This is a genomic window from Butyricicoccus sp. AM27-36, from assembly GCF_003480945.1.
Lineage (GTDB): Bacteria > Bacillota > Clostridia > Oscillospirales > Butyricicoccaceae > Agathobaculum > Agathobaculum butyriciproducens.
In genome coordinates, this window is record NZ_QUJR01000002.1 from 30,509 (window position 1) to 50,743 (window position 20,235).

At 55.2% G+C, this 20,235-nt stretch carries 16 protein-coding genes; 7 read left to right on the forward strand and 9 right to left on the reverse strand.

Features of this window, described 5'->3' with window-relative positions; translation table 11 throughout:
• Window positions 1–841: 841 nt before the first annotated feature.
• A complete protein-coding gene (gene prfB / locus DW724_RS03795; RefSeq protein WP_110435513.1) occupies window positions 842–1,981 on the reverse strand; it encodes a peptide chain release factor 2 in 1,140 nt (379 codons plus the stop codon).
• 583 nt (window positions 1,982–2,564) lie between these two features.
• On the opposite strand from prfB, the gene DW724_RS03800 reads away from it, so the two are divergent.
• Window positions 2,565–3,515, forward strand: a complete 951-nt coding sequence (locus DW724_RS03800) for a calcium/sodium antiporter (protein ID WP_118760733.1) — start codon at window positions 2,565–2,567, stop codon at window positions 3,513–3,515.
• A 299-nt stretch (window positions 3,516–3,814) separates the two neighbouring features.
• Here the strand turns inward: DW724_RS03800 and DW724_RS03805 are convergent, their stop codons facing one another.
• A complete protein-coding gene (locus DW724_RS03805) occupies window positions 3,815–4,030 on the reverse strand; it encodes a hypothetical protein (protein ID WP_147358635.1) in 216 nt (71 codons plus the stop codon).
• Between the two features lie 186 nt (window positions 4,031–4,216).
• Between DW724_RS03805 and DW724_RS03810 the strand changes: the two genes are divergently transcribed.
• The 3 genes from DW724_RS03810 to DW724_RS03820 are packed head-to-tail and all read left to right on the forward strand — an operon-like array spanning window position 4,217 to window position 9,559.
• Entirely contained in the window at window positions 4,217–5,614 is a 1,398-nt protein-coding gene (locus DW724_RS03810; protein ID WP_118760735.1) for a Wadjet anti-phage system protein JetA family protein, read from the forward strand.
• Window positions 5,611–6,243: a DUF4194 domain-containing protein gene (locus DW724_RS03815; protein WP_118760736.1), complete on the forward strand. Its 633-nt coding sequence runs from the start codon at window positions 5,611–5,613 to the stop codon at window positions 6,241–6,243. The genes DW724_RS03810 and DW724_RS03815 overlap by 4 nt, the downstream gene beginning before the upstream one ends.
• Complete coding sequence (locus tag DW724_RS03820) at window positions 6,212–9,559, forward strand: ATP-binding protein (RefSeq protein WP_118760737.1); 3,348 nt, start codon at window positions 6,212–6,214, stop codon at window positions 9,557–9,559. Before DW724_RS03815 ends, DW724_RS03820 begins: the two co-directional genes overlap by 32 nt.
• A 94-nt stretch (window positions 9,560–9,653) precedes the next feature.
• On the opposite strand, the gene DW724_RS03825 is transcribed toward DW724_RS03820, so the two are convergent.
• Window positions 9,654–10,562, reverse strand: a complete 909-nt coding sequence (locus DW724_RS03825; protein ID WP_118760738.1) for an asparaginase — start codon at window positions 10,560–10,562, stop codon at window positions 9,654–9,656.
• 42 nt (window positions 10,563–10,604) lie between these two features.
• Window positions 10,605–10,946 (reverse strand): winged helix-turn-helix transcriptional regulator, encoded by a 342-nt coding sequence (locus tag DW724_RS03830; RefSeq protein WP_110435506.1) that lies wholly within the window; start codon window positions 10,944–10,946, stop codon window positions 10,605–10,607.
• Window positions 10,947–11,120: 174 nt separating this feature from the next.
• On the opposite strand from DW724_RS03830, the gene DW724_RS03835 reads away from it, so the two are divergent.
• Both DW724_RS03835 and DW724_RS03840 read left to right on the forward strand, forming a co-directional pair.
• On the forward strand, window positions 11,121–11,516 hold the full coding sequence (locus DW724_RS03835; protein ID WP_118760739.1) for a pyridoxamine 5'-phosphate oxidase family protein: 396 nt from the start codon (window positions 11,121–11,123) through the stop codon (window positions 11,514–11,516).
• A gap of 124 nt (window positions 11,517–11,640) precedes the next feature.
• Window positions 11,641–12,666, forward strand: a complete 1,026-nt coding sequence (locus DW724_RS03840; RefSeq protein ID WP_118645786.1) for a YeiH family protein — start codon at window positions 11,641–11,643, stop codon at window positions 12,664–12,666.
• A 277-nt stretch (window positions 12,667–12,943) separates the two neighbouring features.
• Here the strand turns inward: DW724_RS03840 and DW724_RS03845 are convergent, their stop codons facing one another.
• From DW724_RS03845 to DW724_RS03865, 5 genes are all read right to left on the reverse strand, one after another.
• Window positions 12,944–13,360 (reverse strand): YjdF family protein, encoded by a 417-nt coding sequence (locus tag DW724_RS03845; RefSeq protein WP_118760740.1) that lies wholly within the window; start codon window positions 13,358–13,360, stop codon window positions 12,944–12,946.
• A gap of 264 nt (window positions 13,361–13,624) precedes the next feature.
• The gene (locus tag DW724_RS03850; RefSeq protein ID WP_118760741.1) at window positions 13,625–14,413 is read right to left on the reverse strand and encodes a TIM barrel protein; all 789 of its coding nucleotides are present in this window, start codon (window positions 14,411–14,413) and stop codon (window positions 13,625–13,627) included.
• A 97-nt stretch (window positions 14,414–14,510) separates the two neighbouring features.
• The gene (locus DW724_RS03855) at window positions 14,511–16,172 is read right to left on the reverse strand and encodes a solute:sodium symporter family transporter (protein ID WP_158580208.1); all 1,662 of its coding nucleotides are present in this window, start codon (window positions 16,170–16,172) and stop codon (window positions 14,511–14,513) included.
• A gap of 112 nt (window positions 16,173–16,284) precedes the next feature.
• The gene (iolG, locus tag DW724_RS03860; RefSeq protein WP_118360080.1) at window positions 16,285–17,295 is read right to left on the reverse strand and encodes an inositol 2-dehydrogenase; all 1,011 of its coding nucleotides are present in this window, start codon (window positions 17,293–17,295) and stop codon (window positions 16,285–16,287) included.
• Window positions 17,296–17,563: 268 nt separating this feature from the next.
• Window positions 17,564–18,574: a sugar ABC transporter substrate-binding protein gene (locus tag DW724_RS03865; RefSeq protein ID WP_118753454.1), complete on the reverse strand. Its 1,011-nt coding sequence runs from the start codon at window positions 18,572–18,574 to the stop codon at window positions 17,564–17,566.
• Between the two features lie 527 nt (window positions 18,575–19,101).
• On the opposite strand from DW724_RS03865, the gene DW724_RS03870 reads away from it, so the two are divergent.
• The gene (locus DW724_RS03870) at window positions 19,102–20,148 is read left to right on the forward strand and encodes a LacI family DNA-binding transcriptional regulator (protein ID WP_118760743.1); all 1,047 of its coding nucleotides are present in this window, start codon (window positions 19,102–19,104) and stop codon (window positions 20,146–20,148) included.
• The last annotated feature ends 87 nt before the right edge of the window (window positions 20,149–20,235 follow it).

The window sequence follows — 20,235 nt, forward strand, 5'->3', positions numbered from 1 at the left end:
ATGACTCCATGCCGGTGCCGCGGAGTGTTATTGTATCACGCGGAATGCGCGGGATTTGTCAAAATGGTAATTTCAGCAAGCGGGATTTTCTGGGTGGAACCTTTTCAGCACCGACTGTGCGGGGAGCACGAACTGCGTGAGCGTGTTCGTTCCTAACGGGCGGGGAGTTTTTCGCTTGTATCAAGCGGGGGAGTTGCGCTCTGCGGAGCGCGGGAACGTGCGCTGACGCCGCGCGGGCGCACAAGAGGGATGGACACCAAGGTTTCCACCCCTCTTGTGAATCTCCCCGTTTCCTCTTAGCGTCTGCCTGCCAGAGAGCTGAGACTATGGGGGAACGGCAGAGGATTTTTTCTACCGTAGGGGAGCACAGTGTGCTCCCATGTCTCGACCTATTCGCAGTGTCAGATAGCGTACTGCTACGCATACGGTTTCATCTACGCAGGCGCGACATAACCGTGTCGCGCAATTTTTGGGCACGTTATACCGGAAGGCACCTGCGAATCTGTCTGTTTGGCACAATTTATCTTCGCAGGTGCTGTCTGTTATAACGCGCTAACGAATCGTGCGGCACTGTTATGCCGCACTCAGCGTAGACTGAACCGTATGTGTAGCAGTAGGGTAACCGAACTGCGAATAGGTAAAAGAAAAGGACGGACCCGAAGTAGGTCCGTCCTTATGAGAGGAAAAATCCTCTGTCGTTCCTCTTTTTCGAAGCGGTCGCCGGTCTCTGGTCTGCGCCAGACTAAGAAATAAAGGAAACGGGATTCACAAGGGTGGAAACCTTGGTGTCCATCCTTGTGCTCACCGCCGTGGGTACGGCGGTAACGCGAAGTGCGGTAAATTACATATTACCGCCCTTACTGCCTTCCCACACGCCGGTAGCGAGTGCAGACAGGTATGCGTTGATAAAACCGTCAATATCGCCATCCATTACAGCGTTGATATTGGCATTTTCAAAGCCGGTACGCGTATCCTTGGCGAGCGTATACGGCATGAAAACGTAGGAGCGAATCTGGCTGCCCCATTCAATCTTCTGCTGAACGCCCTTGATGTCCGAGATTTTCTCAAGATGCTCACGCTCCTTGATCTCAACCAGCTTGGAACGCAGCATGCGCAGGCAGTTTTCCTTGTTCTGAAGCTGGCTTCGCTCGGTCTGGCAGGCTACAACAATGCCGGTTGCCTTGTGAATCAGTCGAACCGCAGACGAGGTCTTATTGATGTGCTGACCGCCTGCACCGGACGAACGGTAAACCTGCATTTCGTAATCATCCGGCTTGATCTCAAAGTCCGTGGAGGTATCCGGAATATCCGGAACGACCTCTACCGCCGAGAACGAGGTCTGACGGCGGCCGGATGCATCAAACGGAGAGATACGGACCAGACGGTGTACGCCGTTTTCACCCTTGAGGAAGCCATAGGCGTTTTCACCCTCAATGAGAATATCGGCGGACTTGATACCCGCGGTATCGCCATCCTGGTAGTCCATGATCTTATAGGTAAAGCCGTGACGCTCTGCCCAGCGGGTGTACATGCGGTACAGCATCGCGCACCAGTCCTGCGCCTCGGTGCCGCCGGCACCGGCGTGGAAGGATACGAGCGCGTTGTGGCTGTCGTACTCGCCGGTCAGCAGTGTGCGCAGCTTCTGCTCGGCAATGCCGTCTTCCAGCTCCTTGTAGCCGCTTTCCAGCTCCTCAAGCATGGATTCGTCGTTTTCTTCAATCGCCATTTCGCAGATGGTGAGCAGGTCATCGCACAGCTCGGTCATCTTATTGTACGCTTCAACCTTGCCCTTGAGCGAGCCCATGCGGGAGACGATCTTCTGGCTCTCCTCCGGATTATCCCAGAAACCCGGCTGAGAGGACTTGATCTCCAGCTCCTCTACCTCACGCTTCGCCTGCTCCAGACCGAGCGAGGTGTACAGCTCCTCAAGCTCGGGCTTGAGGTTGTTCAGCTTGACCTTGTATTCCTCAAATTCCAGCATGAAAATGCTCCTTCACTTTCAGATTGTTCAAAATTTCAGTACCTTATAGTATATAGGTTCACGAGGGACTTGTAAAGATTTTTTCGTGAATTATAGCAGTTTAGATAAATAATGCGGCAAAAGTAGCGTATAAAGCGCGCAAAGAGCAAGGAAATTTTATGAAGCCATGCTGGGCGCATGGCGAATGAAATTGACGATGCTATTTGCGTGCTGTATGCGCGCACTTGTTGCAGTATTTGTCTGAACTGCTATAAGGGGTTGTCCCGTAAAGATTGTGTACAGTTCCACAAGTTCGGCTTGACTAATCGCTTTTTTTCCCATATGATAGTTACTGTAAAAGGGAGTAGCTCACGCAAGAGCGCGTGGTCGGTGCCGACAAGCCCGATTGACGAAAAGTCAATCCGTACCGAGCCGTAAGCAGCAAGACTTTTACCGCAGTATGCGGTAAAAGTCTTTTTTTGTGCTCTGCAGCCGGAAATCGAGCGAAAACTCCCGCGTAAGCATGTACACTGTTGGGGACAAGGGCATTGCCGTGATGGAGCGGTGCTGCCCGAGATTTTCCGGAAACGAAGGAGGAAACTGTATGCTGTCATTTGTATTTCTGGTGATTGGCTTTGCACTTATGATCTGGGGTGCGGATAAGTTTGTTGCGGGTGCATCCGCACTGGCGCGCAAGCTGGGCGTATCACCGCTGCTGATCGGTCTGACCATCGTTGCGTTCGGCACATCCATGCCGGAGCTGGCGGTCAGTGTCACCGCGGCCCTGCGCGGTGCAAACGAGATTGCGGTCGGCAATGTTGTCGGCTCGAACATTTTTAATCTGCTGGTGGTGGCCGGTCTGTCCGCCGCTGTCTGTCCGCTTGTGATGGATAAAACGCTGCTCCGCCGTGACTGGCCGCTGTCCATTCTCGCGTCTGTACTGCTGTTGGGCGCCATCGCACCCGACCTGACCATCGCCCGTTGGGAAGGCGTTGTACTGCTGATTATATTCGCATTCATTCTGACGCACCAGATCCGCACCGCACTGCAGAACCGCGAGCAGCTTGCTGCCGCAGCAGCAGAAGCTGAGGCCGAGGCAGCGGAAGCACCCATGTCCACTGCGATGATCTGGGTGAATATCCTGCTCGGTCTGGCGTGCATCGTGATCGGCGGTCAGCTGGCCGTAAACGGCGCGACCGGTATTGCGCGTATGTTCGGCCTGAGTGAAACGCTCATCGGTCTGACCATTGTGGCCATGGGCACCAGTCTGCCTGAGCTTGTCACTTCCATCGTGGCTGCACGCAAGGGACAGAACGACATTGCAATGGGCAATGTTATCGGCTCGAACCTGTTTAATATTTTCCTGATTCTCGGCGTTTCGTCGGTTATCACGCCGATTCCGGTGCAGGCGACCTCTATCGTTGACTGCCTGTTCCTGATTGCCATCAGCGCGGTATTTTATCTGCCGGCGCGCAAGGGCAAGCTCGGACGTGTGCCGGGTATCGCCATGGTGGCAATGTATGCTGTCTATACGGTGTATCTTATTATGCGATAAGGTATCGCGGTCTCTTGCCTGTCCGGCAGGGGCACAAGGGTGGACAACAAGGTTTCCGCCCTTGTGAATCCCGGTTCCGTTATTTCTTAGTCTGGCGCAGGTCAGAGACCGGCGACCGCTTCCATATAGGGAACGGCAGAGGAAAATTTACCATGACTTTCGGAGAAAAGAACGTAGACAGGCCGATTCGCAGTGCTGCCGTTGAGAAGAAGGGTGCGTCTCAGACTTGGCGCGTTGACCCAAAAGGTGAACGGATGGATATCCGCGTGTTCAACACCGAACCTGCGATAAAATCTCTCTTAGACATAGAAAAACACCCGATAGGATATTCCTGTCGGGTGTTGCCTTAATTGTAACGCAAAATCGTCATTCCGGCGGGCAAGGTGAGTGAGAACCATGCCTGCGCTCAGCACATTGGAGATAGCGGTCGCAATCGGCACACCGGCCACACCAAGCTGCAGCGCGAATAAAATCAGCTTGTCCGCCAGACCGCCCTTGTGTTTGGTCTGTGCCATGAAACGATGATTCTCTTTGCATGAGAGCTGCGGCATTATCTTATCATGCGGCGGGCAGCGGCGCAATACGCGGGAAACGGATTTCATCATTGTAATTTTTCCTCGAAAATTGTATAATATTTTTGTATAGAAAAGCAATTTGCGTGCCGAATCTATCGTTTTGCGCCGCAGAGGAGGATAGAGGACATGAAATTTTTTGAAGCCGTGCCGGACGAGCTGTTTTCGCCGCTGGCGTCACCGAACCGTGTGCTGTACGCGGATGCGCTCGATGTGCTGTACACGGCGTACCGCGAAAAGCTGAAGCTGCCCGAGGACATGCTGTATTCCATGCTGCGGAGCCGTCTCGAGCAGCAGTTGGCCGAGGCTACCTTCGAGGGCGAGGACATCGACGAGGACGAGCTGCGCGATATTTCCGGCCGTGCCCGTTTCCTCATCCGCAAGCTGGGCAGCAAGGGCTGGTTTGAAAAGGAGCGCGGCACAGATTTTCGGGAATATATTACGGTTCCGGGCCACAGCAGCCGTCTGCTCGAGCTGTTCCACGCGCTGCGCGAGGACACGCCTGCACGCGGCTATTCATATGTGTTCGGCACCTATTCCACGCTCAAGGTCGCGCATGAGTCGGATAGCGTGTATGACAAAATGGCTGCTGTCTACGGCGCATATGACAACACGCGCGCGCTCATCAACCTGCTGCAGATGGTATATCACAACGTCAAGCATTATTTTCAGATGCAGATCGACATGCACAATGTCGGGGAAGTGCTCGCATCGCACTTTGATGATTTCGGGCAGAAGGTGATGGAGGCGTACATCCGTCCGCTCAAGATCAAGGATTCCGTGCCGAAATACCGTGTGCCGATACAAAATGTGCTGACAGACTGGGCGGAGAATGATGAACTGCTCATCGCCATGGCGAATGCCGCTTTGGCTGACCGCCGAGGGGACACGCCGGAGGACTGCCGTGCCGATCTTCTTCGCAAAATTTACTGGATACAGGAGTGCTACGACAATCTCGAGCGTGATTATCTGGATGAGATCGACGCACAGGTGCGCCGCTACACGCGTGCGGCTACGCAGAAGATCGAAAACCTGACCAACCGAGATCAGAATATCCGCGGCAACCTGCACACGGTGCTGACCGCGCTGTCGCGCAACCGGCGAGCCGCCGATCTGGTGGACACGATTCAGCCGGTGTTCCGGCTGTGCGAGCAGACCTATCTGTCCGAGAGCAGCCTGTGGTACCGCAAGCGTCCGGGCAAGCGGACAAAGGCCGCGCCTGTGCTCGTGCAGGAAACCGAAGCGGATACGGCAGCAGCCGCAAAGGCGGCTGCACTTTTGCGCTCGGAGTATGGCCGCGGCGCCATCGCGGCGTATGTGCAGGGATGGCTCGGTGAAAGCGATGTGTGCCGCTCGGAGGATATTCCGCTCAAGAATGATAAGGACTATGTGATGAGCCTGCTGGCGGTGCTGACCGGCGGCGACCGCTCGGCGGATTTCACGGTGCAGGAGCTGGACGGCGAACGCCGGGAAAACGGCTATGCTATTCCGGAACTGCAGATCAGCCGGAAGGAGAACAACGAATGAATTTGGAATTTCTGAATACCGCTACCGCAAAGGAACTGGAGCAGTTCAAAGCGGTGTGCAATCAGCTGCTCAGCCGCACCTATGTGGTGCGCACGCTGTACCGTCCGGGCAGGGGACGGGTGAGCAACCCGGACTACACTTTTTTATCCATTCATTATGAGTCCGTGCGCGAGTATCTCAACCTGCTTGACTGGGATTTGCGGCGCGACGACATAAACGGCTACTTTTATGTGCTGAACACAGATGAAGCCAACCGGTGCATCCTGTCCAAGCGCGAGACCGCGATTCTGCTCGCTCTGCGCATGCTGTACGACGAAAGCCAGGAGCGACTGGGACTCGAGCAGGACGCGCTCTGCAGCGTGCGCGAGGTGCTCGAAAAGATCGTAACCGACTACGCTATCCTGCCGGCTAAGCCGAATATGGAGGAGGTCAAGCGGGCGCTGACCGTGTTTGAAAACCACTCGATCCTGCAGCGCATCGAGGGGAAATTTAATCAGGCTGACTGCAGATTTGCCATTCTGCCGACCATTCAGACCGCTGTTTCGAGCGAACGATTGAATGAGGTCGCAGCCGTGCTGCGAAAGGAGGAGACCGCCGATGAAGAAACTGAAGAAGATTCTGCTAATTAACTGGCTGTATTTCAGCAAGGAGGTCATCGAGGTCGGCGACGTGAACTTTCTGACCGGCAAAAACGGCGCAGGCAAGTCCACGGTGATTGACGCGCTGCAGATCGTTCTCCTGGGTGAGACCAATGCGCGCAACTTTAATCTGGCGGCGAATGAGCGCTCACAGCGCACGCTGGACGGCTATCTGCGTGCCGATATGGACGAGAATAACCCGTATTCCCGCAGAGGCAAGGACTTTTCGACCTATATTGTCTGTGAATTTGAGGACGATGTGGAGCACAATAGTTTCGTGTGCGGCGTGATGTTCGATTGCCGCAGTGACGGCAGCAAGCACGATCATTTCTTTATCTATGTCGGAAAACTGCCGGAAAACTGCTTTATCGAGGACGGCGAGGCGATGGATATTCACGACCTGCGCAAATTCCTCAAGCAGAATTTCTCCCGCGCCGAGGTGTACGACACCCAGTGGGAGTATCGCCGCAATATGCTCTCGCGGTGGAATGTGCACAACGAGCAGGTGCTCCGCATGATGAAAAAGGCGGTGTCGTTCCGCCCAATCGTGGATATTCAGCAGTTTATCACCGAAAATATCTGCGATATTCCGGATAAGCCGGATATCGAAGCCATGCAGCAGAACATCCGCAACTACAAGCGGCACGAGCAGCTGGCGCAGCAGCAGGAGGAAAAGCTGACCGCGCTGCAGGAGATCAGCACTCTATACCGCGAAATGACGCGCTCGGTGGATCGCTGGCGCGTGCAGTCCTTCCTTGTGCAGTGGGCGCAGAAGGAGGACATGCAGGCGCAGATCGACAGCCGCGAGCAGGAAAAGCGAAACTGCCTGTCCGAGCTGACCGCGGCGGACACCGCGATTGAGGATTTGGCCGGGCAGGTGCAGGCGAAGGAGGAACGCCGCCGTCAGATGGACCGCGATTATGCGCAGAGCGACACCTATCAGGAGCGCGAGCGGCTGGAAAATCAGAAGCAGTCGCTGCTGACCGAGCAGAGCAAGCTGGTGCAGGAGATGGAGCGTGACGCACTTGAGATCAAGCGGGAGGCGCTGCGGCTGACGCACCTGTGCGAGACCGCGCTTGCGTGGGACGCCGAGGATGTGCTCGTTCCGGTGCGGCAGGCGGCAGAGCAGGTGCAGCGCACCTACGCACGGCTGTCGAGCGGCGAATGCGCAATCTTCTCGCAGGAGCAGACCGTATTCGAGGACGCCCGGCAGGCGGCAGCGACCCTGTCGGACGCGCTGGCGAAGGCGGCGCATCAGCTTGGCGATAAGGTTGCAGAGCTGCAGCAGCAGCTGACCGAAAAGCAGACTGCGCTTGCCGATCTGCGCAGGAATATCAAGGATTATCCGCGCGGACTGCTGCCGTTCCGTGCCAAACTGGCGGAGGAACTGGAGCAGCAGGCGGGAGCGCCGGTTGCGGTAGATATTCTTGCGGATGTGCTGGAAATTGAGGATGAGCGCTGGCGCGGAGCCGTGGAAGGCTATCTCAACAACCAGAAGTTTTATTTTCTGGTCGAACCGGCGTATTACGAGCAGGCTTTGCGTATTTACAACAAACTTAAGTGGGGAAAGAGCCTGAACGCCTACGGTCTGGTCGATATCGGCACACTGCGCGAGCGTGAGCATATTGACCCGCAGAGCGGCAGTCTTGCGGAAAAGGTGGAGACCGGGAACGCGCTTGCGCGAACCTACATGGATTATCTGCTCGGACGCGTGATGTGCTGTGACACGGTTGAGCAGCTGCGCGGGCATCGAACCGCTATCACAGATGAGGGCATGCTGTATCAGGGCTATGTGGCGCGTGCGCTTCGCAGAGACCGTATGGAGGATGCGTTCATCGGCCGTCATGCGGTCACGCTGCGTATCGCTCGTCTGGAGGAGGAGGCCGCTGGTCTGCAGACCGAGATTTCGCACCGGAAACCCATCTGGCAGGCAGTTTCTCAGCAGAAAGCGCCCATGCTGACACCATATTATGTGCGAAACATCGTACCGCAGCGGCAGGCGGATTTTCTGTACCGCGCGGAACTGGAGGAGGAGATCAACGCGATCGACGAGCAGGTCTCCCATCTCGACCTGCTGTGGCTGGATCAGCAGAAGCAGCTGATCGCCGAGATCAGCGACGAGATTGCGGCGCTGAGTCATCAGCGCGAGGTGCAGATCGCGCACAAGGCAAGGCTGGAGGAGCGTATTCGTCAGCTGGACGAGGAAATTCTGCCCGAGCAGTACCGCAGCCGCACCGAAATGGAGCGCAGGCTGGCGGAAACCTTCTCGGAGACCTATCGCGACGATATCGGTCTGCCGCGCTACCGGCAGGAGCTGGAGCGTCTGCACCGGCCGGATATCGTGTACCGCAATTTCAGCAGCCACCATGCACAGGTTGTCAACGAGATGGAGAACGCACGCGCGGCACTCCTGCGGGCGCGCCGAGAATATGTCGAGCGGTTTGGACCGTGCTCGTTCCGCGTGGAGGCAGACGACAATGCGGAGTTCGATGCGGAACGCCGTGTGCTCGAGGAAAGCGAGCTGCCGCAGTACCGCACCAAAATCCGTGCCGCACGCGAGAGTGCGATGGAGCAGTTCCAGAACGACTTCCTGTCCAGGCTGAAAAGCAGCATCGAGCAGGTGCAGGATCAGGTCAAGAACCTCAATCGGGCACTGCGGCAGGCGCAGTTCGGCACGGACAGCTACCAGTTCCGCGTGGACCGCAATCCGGATTACGCCGAATATTACGACATGATTATGGCGCCGGAGCTGATGGAAGGCGATATTACGCTGTTTTCCGCACAGTTTCAGGAGAAATACGGTCCGCTGATCGACAAGCTGTTCAGCCAGATCACCATGGCAGACGATACCCAGCTCAACGCCCGCAAGCAGAGTGAGCTGCAGGAGAACATCGAGCGGTACACCGACTTCCGCACCTATCTGAAGTTCGATCTGGAGACCACCGATCAGAACGGCTCCAAGCAGCTGCTGTCGCAGACGCTCAACACCAAGTCGGGCGGCGAGACGCAGACACCGTTCTATATCGCGGTTCTGGCGTCGTTTGCACAGCTGTACCGCGTGAGCGATACGTCCAGCTTTGGCAACACGGTGCGTCTGGTCGTGTTCGATGAGGCGTTCAACAAGATGGACAGCGAACGTATCATCGAAAGCGTGCGTCTGCTGCGCAAAATGGGTCTGCAGGCGATTATCTGCACCCCGCCGGATAAGGTTTCGGATATCATGCCGATCGCGGATAGAACACTGCTGGTTGATAAGCATAAGTATCGGATGCACATTCTGCCGTTCAGCAAGGAGAATGCACAGTAAAGAAAAATCCCGCTTTCTCGCGTGAGAAGGCGGGAGTTTGTGTTATTTCGGACAGGCTGGCGTATTCTAAATTGTACGCTGCGGGCAGAACATCTTACAATTCACCGCACATGAGTGCGCCGAGCGCGTCCTCGAAGGTACGGCTGCCGAGAGAAATCGCACCGAGTGCTTCGGCACGGCGTCCAACCTCGTATTTGTGCAGGTGTACGCCGCCTTCCGGGCACTGCGTGGTGATATACACGCGCGTACCGCTTTGGATCAGGTCGCGCACGGCGGATTCCAAACGGGCGGGTACGCCGCCTGCGCCGAAGGCTTCGAGTACGACCTTGGGGTAGCCGAGCAGCACGGAGAAGAATGACGGGTCGAGATCGGGGGTCAGGCACACCGGAAGGATGTGGGTGTCGATTTGTTCTACAAGTTTCGGTTCACCGGAGGGGACAGGTGCAGGTGTGTTCCAGTGTACTTCACTCTCACGGATTTCGCCTGCCGGTGCGGCATTTGCCGAGAGAAATGCGTCAATCTCAGTCGAATGCTGCTTGAAAACGTGGCTGCCGTGCAGAATTTGACCGTTCATCACGGCGTACACGCCTGCGCGTCCGTCTGCCGCAGTGCGGAACGCATCCAGCAGATTGCGCGGCGCATCCGAGTCCGGCACGCCCATCGGCAGCATGGAGCCGGTCAGCACGAGCGGCTTGTCGAAATGCGGCAGCAGGTGGGTGAGCAGCGCGGCGGTGTACGCAAGCGTATCCGTGCCGTGCGTGAGCACAAAGCCGTCGAATTTCTCACGGTTTTGCCAGACCGCCTGTGCCATGCGCTGACGGTCGGCGGCGGTCACGTCGGTCGAGTCCAGCTGCATGAGATCGAGCGTTTCAACTGTGCACAGCGCAGACAGTTCAGGCAGTGCGCCGAGCAGCGCGGTGCCGTCCAGAGCAGGGGAAAGACCGCGTTCGGTCTCGCAGCACGCAATCGTACCGCCGGTGGCGATCATTAAAATATGAGGCATGATTTTCCTCCTGAAAGTTGTTTTTACGGATAGAAAGCCGGATTAACGGCACTGTGCCTGATAATTTTCTCCCCATTTCCACAGGGCGTCCATCACGGGTTTCAGGCTGTACCCGAGTTCGGTCAGCGTGTATTCCACACGCGGCGGCACCTCGGCATAGACCTTGCGTGTCAGCAGACCGCTGGCCTCCATCTGGCGCAGCTGTGCGGTCAGAACCTTCTGCGTGACGTGCCCGATGGATTTTTTCAGTTCGCCGAAACGCAGGGTGCCGTTCATCAGGTCACGCAGGATGAGCACCTTCCATTTATCGCTGATGAGCGTCAGCGTGGTCTCGACAGGGCAGGCGGGCAGCTCCTGTTTTGCGGTCGATTCGGTCAGTTCCATGAGAAAAACCTCCTTGTTAACGCGATTTTCGCCAATAGTATCTTTTTGGTAACTACACCACAATATTGTGCTTACTTTACAGATTGTCACTACGGCTTTATTATAGAATCACCGAAAGGGAAAAGCAATCCCAATATAGAAAAAGAAAATAAAATCTTCATGGAGGTATTTATCATGAGCAAGGTCGTAGAATTTCTGCAGGCGAATCCGGTACAGTATCTGGCAACCGTAGGCCGTGACGGCAAGGCAAAGTGCCGCCCGTTCATGTTCTCGGGCGAGATGGACGGCAAGCTGTGGTTCTGCACGAACAACACTAAGGACGTTTACAAGGATATGAAGGCAAATCCGGAGATCGAAATCTCGGTTTCCAGCCCGGAGTACGCATGGATTCGCCTGCACGGCAAGGCTGTTTTCGAGAACAACATGGCTGCCAAGGAGATGTGCATCGCAAATCTGATCGTCAAGAGCCAGTACGGCGAGGCGACCAACCCGATCTTCGAGGTGTTCTATCTCGAGGATGCACACGGCAGTATCGCTGATTTCTCCGGGAATCCGCCGTATCAGTTCTAAACTGTCCCAATCAGCCTGCAAAGCACCTGCAGGCTGATTTCTTTTGCCCTTTGCCGAACTAAGTATTGAACTGCGCCGCCGAGATAGTGTATACTGATATTCGGTTTAATAAGGGGGTCAAACAATGGATTTCATCAAGAAAAACGGCGCCGGACTGCTGCTGTGTCTGTGCATTGCGATTCCGGCATGGCTGCTGGGACAGGCGGTGCCGGTTGTCGGCGGACCGGTATTCTCCATCCTGATCGGCATGGTGCTCACACTGTTCTGGAAGAACAAGACCAAGGTGCAGCCGGGCATCGGCTTTACATCGAAAAAGGTGCTGCAGTACGCGGTTATCCTGCTCGGCTTCGGTCTTAACCTGTCCGAGATTGCCAAGGTCGGCGCACAGTCGCTGCCCATCATCGTTTCAACCATCGGCACCTCGCTGATCGTGTCGTTCGTGCTGTGCAAGGCAATGAAGGTGCCGTCCAATATCTCGACGCTGGTCGGTGTCGGCTCGTCCATCTGCGGCGGCTCGGCAATCGCGGCAACCGCTCCGGTCATCGGTGCGGACGATGAGGAGATCGCACAGGCCATCTCGGTCATTTTCCTGTTCAACGTCATCGCGGCGCTGACCTTCCCGACGCTCGGCGGCATGCTTGGCATGACCGACCACGGCTTCGGCCTGTTTGCGGGCACGGCGGTCAACGATACCTCGTCCGTAACGGCAGCCGCTTCCGCGTGGGACGGTATCCACGGCAGCAATACGCTGGAAATCGCCACCATCGTCAAGCTGACGCGCACGCTGGCGATCATCCCGATTACGCTCGTGCTAGCGCTGTGGCGCACCCACAAGGCCAAGACCGAGCAGAGCCAGGGCGGCGAAGCCTTCTCGCTCAAGCGCGCGTTCCCGATGTTTATTTTGTACTTTGTGCTCGCGTCCATCATCACCACGGTGTGCACCACGGTCGGCGTACCGGCAGGCGTGTTTACGCCGCTCAAGACGCTGTCCAAGTTCTTCATCGTTATGGCGATGGCGGCTATCGGCATGAATACCAATATCGTAAAGCTGGTCAAGACCGGGGGCAAGCCGATTTTCATGGGCTTTTGCTGTTGGGTCGCTATTGCGTGCGTCAGCATTGCAATGCAGCATTTGCTTGGTTTTCTCTAAGCGGAATGAAAAAGCACAAAGGACTAATGTCCTTTGTGCTTGAGGCTGTCGAAAAACTAACGTTTTCCGAGCAGCCTCTCGATCGAAACCACGCTTTCGATCGAATTCCGAAGAAAAAACGCGCCTTACAGGCACATTTTTTCTTCCCTTGTATAAATTCCGAGATACATGCTCTCGGAATTTATGAATTTGCTCCGCAAATTCTATTTTATGCGTGCTGCCGCACGAAGCAAAAGAGTCGAAATGCAGCTTTTTCGACAGGATGAAGCACAAAGGACTAATGTCCTTTGTGCTTTTCGCGTTTTTGCTGCTGTTTGAGGGCATAAAGCCGTTTGGCCTCGGCTTGTTTGCGCGCACGGCTTCGGCGCTTGCGCGCCTGCTTGTTCTGCTCCTGCTGGAGCTGCAGTGCCTGCTGCGATTTGGTGCCGATGCCGATTGGCGCGGTCTGCCGTCCGGCTTCCCGCTGTGCCCGTTTGGGATTGCGGTGTGCAGGCTTTACGGCAGTCTCAACAGCCGGACTGAATGGCAATCGGTAGTAGTGCCACAGCAGGTAAATCAGCAGCTCCGGCTCCTTCGGCTCTGCGCCGAAGGTTACCTTTGCCACGGATAACCTTCCGTTTTCGATCCGCTCGAATACACCGACCCAGAACGGGTCCTCAAAAAATACGGTCAGTCTGCCAATTACTTTGTCCATTGTTTTTCCCTCCTGAAAAATAAATGAACAAAGAATGGACAACCCGGAGGGGCAGGTTACTTACCCTGCAAAAGCAGGACGGCCGGGCTACCTACCGGCTCTGGTGCACGGAGTGCACGTTGCGTTTTTATCTTTGCAGTTTTATTATAGCATGGAAATGCAGGATGCGGTTGAAGATTTTGATTTGCGAATTCGAATGCCTGCCTCATAGCATAACAGAAGTCCCTGTACCATACAGCACAGGGACTTGAAAGAAAGAGAGATTTAGGCGTTTTCCATGATGGCCTTAACAGCAGATGCGGTATCGGTCAGCGGGAACAGCTCATAGCCGACACGGCCGGTGTAGCCGCACTCCTCGAGGTGACGGATAACCTTCTTATAGTTGATCTCACCGGTGCCCGGCTCATGACGGCCCGGAGCATCGGCAACGTGAATGTGGCCGAAGGTGTCGCCGTAGTTGGAGATGGTATCGCAGATGCAGCCTTCGTTGATCTGCATGTGGTATACATCATACAGCAGCTTGAGACGCGGGGAGCCGATCAGACGAACGATTTCAGCGCCCATCTGGGTGGTAGCGAGGAAGTTGCCGACGTGGTCGGTGGTGATGTTCAGCGCCTCGAGGTTGAGGTTGATCTCTTCCTTCTCGGCCAGTTCAGCGCAGGCGAGCAGCGTGTCGTACATCGAGCACAGCTTTACGGTGTGGGACAGGTTGTCGTAGTGGTTTACTACAATGCCGCCGTCACCCAATGCGTTGGAGTGGATGGTAACGCTGGCTGCGCCAACCTTCTTAGCCGCCGCGATGGACTCCTTCAGGTAGTCCAGATACTTCTGCTTGTGGGTCGGGTCTACGAGCGAGTAGTCCGCATCGCCGTTGAAGCCGGAAATGGCAATGCCGGCCTTCTCAGCAGCCTCGCGGGTCGCATCCAGATCGCGGATACGCCAGTCCCAGAACTCTACGGCCTCAAAGCCGTCGTTCTTTGCAGCCTGGAAACGGTCGAGCCAGTCCAGCTCGGTGTAAAGGGTATCAATGCAAGCGCATTTTCTCAGTGCCATAATAAATTACCTCCAAATTTTCTTGTTTCGGTTGTCTTACTCTTTTAAATTGATGATACATCAAGCGCAGCGGATATGCAACGCTGTTTTCCAAAAATTATGCTCCGATGCCGAGCGGCGAGAATGCCAGATAAACCAGCACAACGCATACGATAACGATCACGCTGACGATATTGCGGTACTTCCACGGCGTCAGGTCTACCGCGCCGACATCCTGCTGCACCCAAACCTCAGCGCCCTTGCTCTTGTTGCGGCGGTGCATGAGGTACATGATGAGCATTTCGAGCGGCCACAGGATGGAAACCGCGTACAGGTAGTGGATGCTGCCCTCATTGCCGCCGAACAGCGAGTAGCTCGGGGACAGGAGCATGAAACCGCCGTAGCAGATGATGTGGAACACCATGATGAAGCGGGCGCTGTACTTGGGCAGGCAGTTGAAGAAGAAGCCGCCGAATACACCGGACAGGACCGGCAGACCGACCAGCATAACGAACGAATCGAGGAAGGTCTTGAGTCCGGCAGGGAAGAAGTAGACCATCGGACCGACAATCATCGAGAAGATCGCGAACACAATGCCGATATTCTTGCCGACCGAGACCAGCTTTTTATCGCTGGCGTTCTTGTTGATGAATTCCTTGTAGATGTCCATCGTGAACATGGTGTTTACCGAGTTGAGCACCGAGTTGAACGAGGACAGGATCGCGCCGAACATAACCGCGGCAAAGAAGCCCATGACCGGCTGCGGTACAACGCGGGTGATGAGTGCCGGATATGCGTCATCCATCATGGATACCTGCGTGCCCTCGATGTTGAAGATCGCGTAAGCGATAACGCCCGGCAACGCAAGGAACATAAAGCCGAGGATTTTCAGGAACGCGCAGTAGAGTGCACCCTTCTGTGCTTCCTTGAGGTTTTCAGCAGCGAGCACGCGCTGGATGAACGACTGATGCGTACACCAGGACTGGAAGCCGAGGAATACCAGACCGAGGAATACGGTCGGCCACGGAACCGCCGGTGCTTCGCTCTGCGCGGGTGCGATGGAGTTGAGCATATCGGCGTGGTTGTGGATCAGGTAGCGCACGCCGTCCATGATGGCAACGCCGCTGTCGCTGCCGGAGGCATGGCCGAGCACGTTGAGCGCGAGGAACGGGATCATCAGTCCGCCGATCAGCAGACCGATGCCGTTGATGGTATCCGATACCGCAACCGCTTTCAGACCGCCGAAGATGGCGTAGATCGAACCGATGATGGTGATCAGAATGCAGAGAATAACGATAGACTGGAACTTGGTAATGCCGAGCGTGCCGGACAGATTGAAAATGTTTTCAAATACCAGCGAACCGGAGTACAGAATGACCGGGATCTGCACGAACAGGTACAGAATAATGTACGCGATGGAGAACCACAGCTTGGTGGGTCGGTCGTAGCGCTCGCCGAGCAGCTGCGGAATGGTGGTGATGCCGCTTTTCAGATAGCGCGGCGCGGCAAACAACGCCAGCACGATGAGTGCGGTCGCCGCCATTACTTCGAACGCCATCGGACTCATGCCAATCGCCCAGGTCTGGCCGTTTGTGCCGACAAGCTGCTCTGCAGAAAGGTTGGTCAGCAGCAGCGAGCCTGCGATAACGACACCCGGCAGACCGCGGCCTGCCAGAAAGTAGCCGTCAGCGGTGGTCTGGTCATCGCCCTTGGTCTTAACATAGGAGATGACCGCAACTAAAATCGTAAAAAATACAAAGGTTACGCAAGTGAATATCATTTTCTCTGTTCTAACTCCCTCAATTTGTAGAAAAAAACCGTTGGTGCATAGCGCACCAACGGTTTTAGCACATTGCTTAGACTGTGTGCGTGGTGTGAAAATGAAGCTGTGATTAAGCCTCGATCTCGGAGATCTTGACCGGGCGGCCCTCATGCAGCGACTTGGTAGCAGCTGCTGCCATCAGTACCGGATACAGACCATCCTCGCCGGTAACCGGAGTCTCCTTGTCGTTGATAACGGCATCTGCGAATGCCTGCATTTCTGCAACGAATGCGCCGGTGTAGCGGTCCCACATTACCTTGTAGGCTACGCCGTGTACCGCGCCGTCTGCGGTGGACAGAACAGCGGTGTTCGGGGTGTCGTTCTGGTCCTCGGCACAGCCTTCGGAGCCGAATACCTCAACGCGCTGGTCGTAACCGTAAACTGCCTTGCGGCTGTTGTCGATCACGCCGATCGCGCCGTTTGCGAACTTGAGGGTAACGAGCGCAGTGTCAACGTCGCCAGCCTCACCGATGCCCGGATCGACCAGAACGGAACCAACTGCATTTACCTCGGTAACTTCGCTGCCTGCGAGGAAGCGGGCCATATCGAAGTCATGGATCATCATATCATAGAAGATACCGCCGGAAACCTTGACATAGGATACCGGAGGCGGCTCCGGGTCGCGGGAGGAGATCTTGATGATGTTGACCTTGCCGACCTTGCCGTCACGAACCATGTCGTAAACTGCGCGGTGGTTGTGGTCGAAGCGGCGGCAGAAACCGATCTGCAGCTTTACGCCAGCTTCCTTGGCTGCGTTGATGGCAGCGTGAACCTTCTCCAGATCATAATCGATCGGCTTCTCGCAGAAGATGTTCTTGCCTGCGTGAGCAGCCTCGATGATGTACTTGGAATGGGTGTCGGTAGAGGAGCAGATGAGCACTGCCTCGATCTCGGGATCGTTCAGAATGTCATTTGCGTCCTTGGTGGTGTTCGGAATGCCGCAGGACTTGGCAAATGCCTCGGTCTGCTCATTCATAAACGGGTCAGCGATGGTCTTGATCTCCATCTCCGGTACGAACATGGAAATGTTCTTTGCGTGTACCTTACCGATACGACCCGCACCGATAATACCTACTTTCATGGGTGTTCCTCCTTAAATGAACATTTGGAATAAAAAGAGAGGTTTGTATGAAGCGTTGGAGCGCGTTTCCATACATAGTTTCCGCCGCAGGCGGTATTAAATCGTGAAGGCGTTGCCTTCACAAAAAAACGCGGAGCATGTATCTGCGTTTTTTTACAAGTAAGAAAATCGGTGTGCCGCTGTGCGACGCGCTGATTTTCGCCCGGGAATCATCCGCGGCAAAGCCGCGGTGTTTCCCATCTCCTTGAAATGCGTGCATTTCAAGGAATTATTTCAGCCAGTTTGCGAAGTTGTCCAGACGAGCCTGTGCGTTGTCCTTGGTGATGATCTCGGTGCCGGTGTCTACGTCGCCGTACTCCTCGCCGTTCAGGATCTTCACGATGGTCTCAACTGCCTTGTAGCCGATGTCGAAGTTGTTCTGTGCAGCGGTCATGGTCAGCTCGCCGTTCAGAACGGCTTCTACTGCGGACTTCTGGCCGTCAAAGCCGAGGAAGATGGTTTTTGCGTAGTTCGGATTGTCCTTTGCGGTACGGGCAGCTGCCAGCGCCATATCGTCGTTGTTGGAGCAGATGATGGCAACGCCTTCCGGATACTTGCTCATGATGCCTTCCATCGCGGTTACAGCGAGGTCAGCGGTTGCGTTAGCGTACTGGGTCTCTGCATCAAGGAACTCGCCGCCGGCTTCGTTTACGCCTTCGCGGTAGCCTTCCATGCGGGCGGTGTTGGTTGCGTCACCCTGAACGCCTGCAATCTCGATGCACTTGATGTCGGTCCAGCCGGCTGCCTTTGCAGCTTCAACAGCGGCCTTGCCGCCTTCCTTGGCTGCTTCCTTGTTGCCGGTGCCGACGAATGCGAGGCACTTGTCGGAATCAATGCGGGTATCGTATGCTACGACCGGCTTGTCGGTGTTTGCGATAGCGGTTGCAACAGCCTCGGACTGCAGCGGAGCGATCAGGTAGCCATCGTAGGACTCAACCGCAAGGTCGGTCTGGATGGTGTTGAGCTGCTCCTCGTAGTAGGTCTCAGCCGGAGGACCCTTGATGTCCAGGCTGACCTGATCCGGATGCTCATCCTCATAAGCCTCTGCGCCTGCCTGAACGATGTTCCAGAACTCGGCAGCATTGGTCTTGAGCACCATGCTGATCTTGTACGGGCCGTCATGGGTGGAGGCGGTGTCGCCGCCGTCGTTTGCTGCAGAAGAATCGGTGCTGCCGCCGCAAGCGGTCAGGCTGAGTGCGAGGGCGCTGGTGAGCAGGGCTGCTAACAGTCTCTTTTTCATAGTGAGTCTCCCTTTCTTTTCTCGTTTTTCTTCTCGTGTCTCTCTTTCAGCACTGTGCGTTTGTGTGCTCTGTGCTGTTTATGTGCTTATTATAGCGAGCGGGTATGGGAATGTCAACAGGCAATTTGCCTGTGTAAAAATCGTTAAAATGGGAATAACATCAAAATTAGTGAATAAAATGCGTGAAAAATGCGTATAAATTGAGAAATGCAAAACAAATGTGCGAAAAATGAGGATGGTCACAAGGTTTGGTGTGTGCAATTGTATATGTCGCACAAAGCACACATTCTGTGAAAAACACAGAATATCGCACATGGTTTTGGAAAAATGAAAAAATAGAGCATAAAATACCGAATATATCGGAAAATCTGCACCAAAAGCTGTGTGTGCAAATGCACAGAAAGAAGGAAAGCACAGATTGTGTCTTCACAAAGCACAGAAATATGGTATAATAAGCACAGAGAAAAGAAACATTGCAGAGAGATGCAGGATAGTATAAAGAGCAATTACGAAAAAGGTGAAGGATTATGAACAAAAGACCAACCATTCAAACGGTTGCCGAGCTTGCGGGCGTCTCCCGCGGCACGGTAGACCGTGTATTAAATAATCGTTCGTATGTGCGCGCGGATGTGCGTGCGCGCGTGCTGAACGCCATTCAGGAGACCGGTTATCTTTCTCCGAAGGAGGCGCATCGGCAGGCCGCAGAGGCAAAGCTGCCGCTCAAACCTGTGCGTTTGGGTGTGCTTTTGCCAAACTGGAGCGGCCCGTTCCACGAGGACGTCCCGAGAGGCATTCAGGCTGCGCGTTCTGAGCTGGAAAAGCGCGATGTCGAGGTGCGTGTGTGCACTTGTGATACAGATATTCCGCGCGAGACCATCGAGCTGCTGGACGAGCTGGTAAACTGGGGCGCGCAGGGCATCGCACTGTGTGCATTAAATGATATTTCGATCGAAGCACGCATCGGAGAATTGGCCGAACAGGGTATTCCGTGCATCACGTTCAACTCGGATCTGCCGAACAGCCGCCGCTTGTGCTTTGTGGGTCAAAATTACGCGCAAAGCGGCCGTATCGCCGCCGAGCTGCTCAGCAAGTGCGTGTCGAAAAACGCACGTGTGCTAGCGATGGCGGGCAATCTGGAGTACGACGGCCACCGAACCCGTTTAGACGGCTTCTGCGAGCATCTAAAGAAAAAGGGCTTCTCTTCCTCGCAGATCGAGATTGAGGAGACCTATAACGACTACCGTTTGACCTATAACCGCGTCACGGCGGCGCTGCAGTCGGACAATCCGCCGGCGGCCATCTATATGGCAAACCGCAGCGTTACTGGCTGCGTGGACGCGCTTAAAGCTGCAGGCATGGATCAGCAGGTGCGTGTGATCGCACATGATATGTCGTTGCGCCGCAAGCAAATGCTGCTCGACGGCTCGCTTGATCTGACCATTACTCAGGATATGTTCCGGCAGGGCAGCCAGCCGCTGCGCCTGCTCGCAGACCTGCTGCAGAAGAATATTCAGCCGGAAAACAGTAATAAGGGGTCGGAAATTTCCATTATCTGCGCACAGAATATCGAATAACGCAAAAAAGACGCTGTATCAAGCTGATACAGCGTCTTTTTTGCTTGTTCGGGGTGTTTTTGCCGTTATGCGATAAGAACTCCGCCA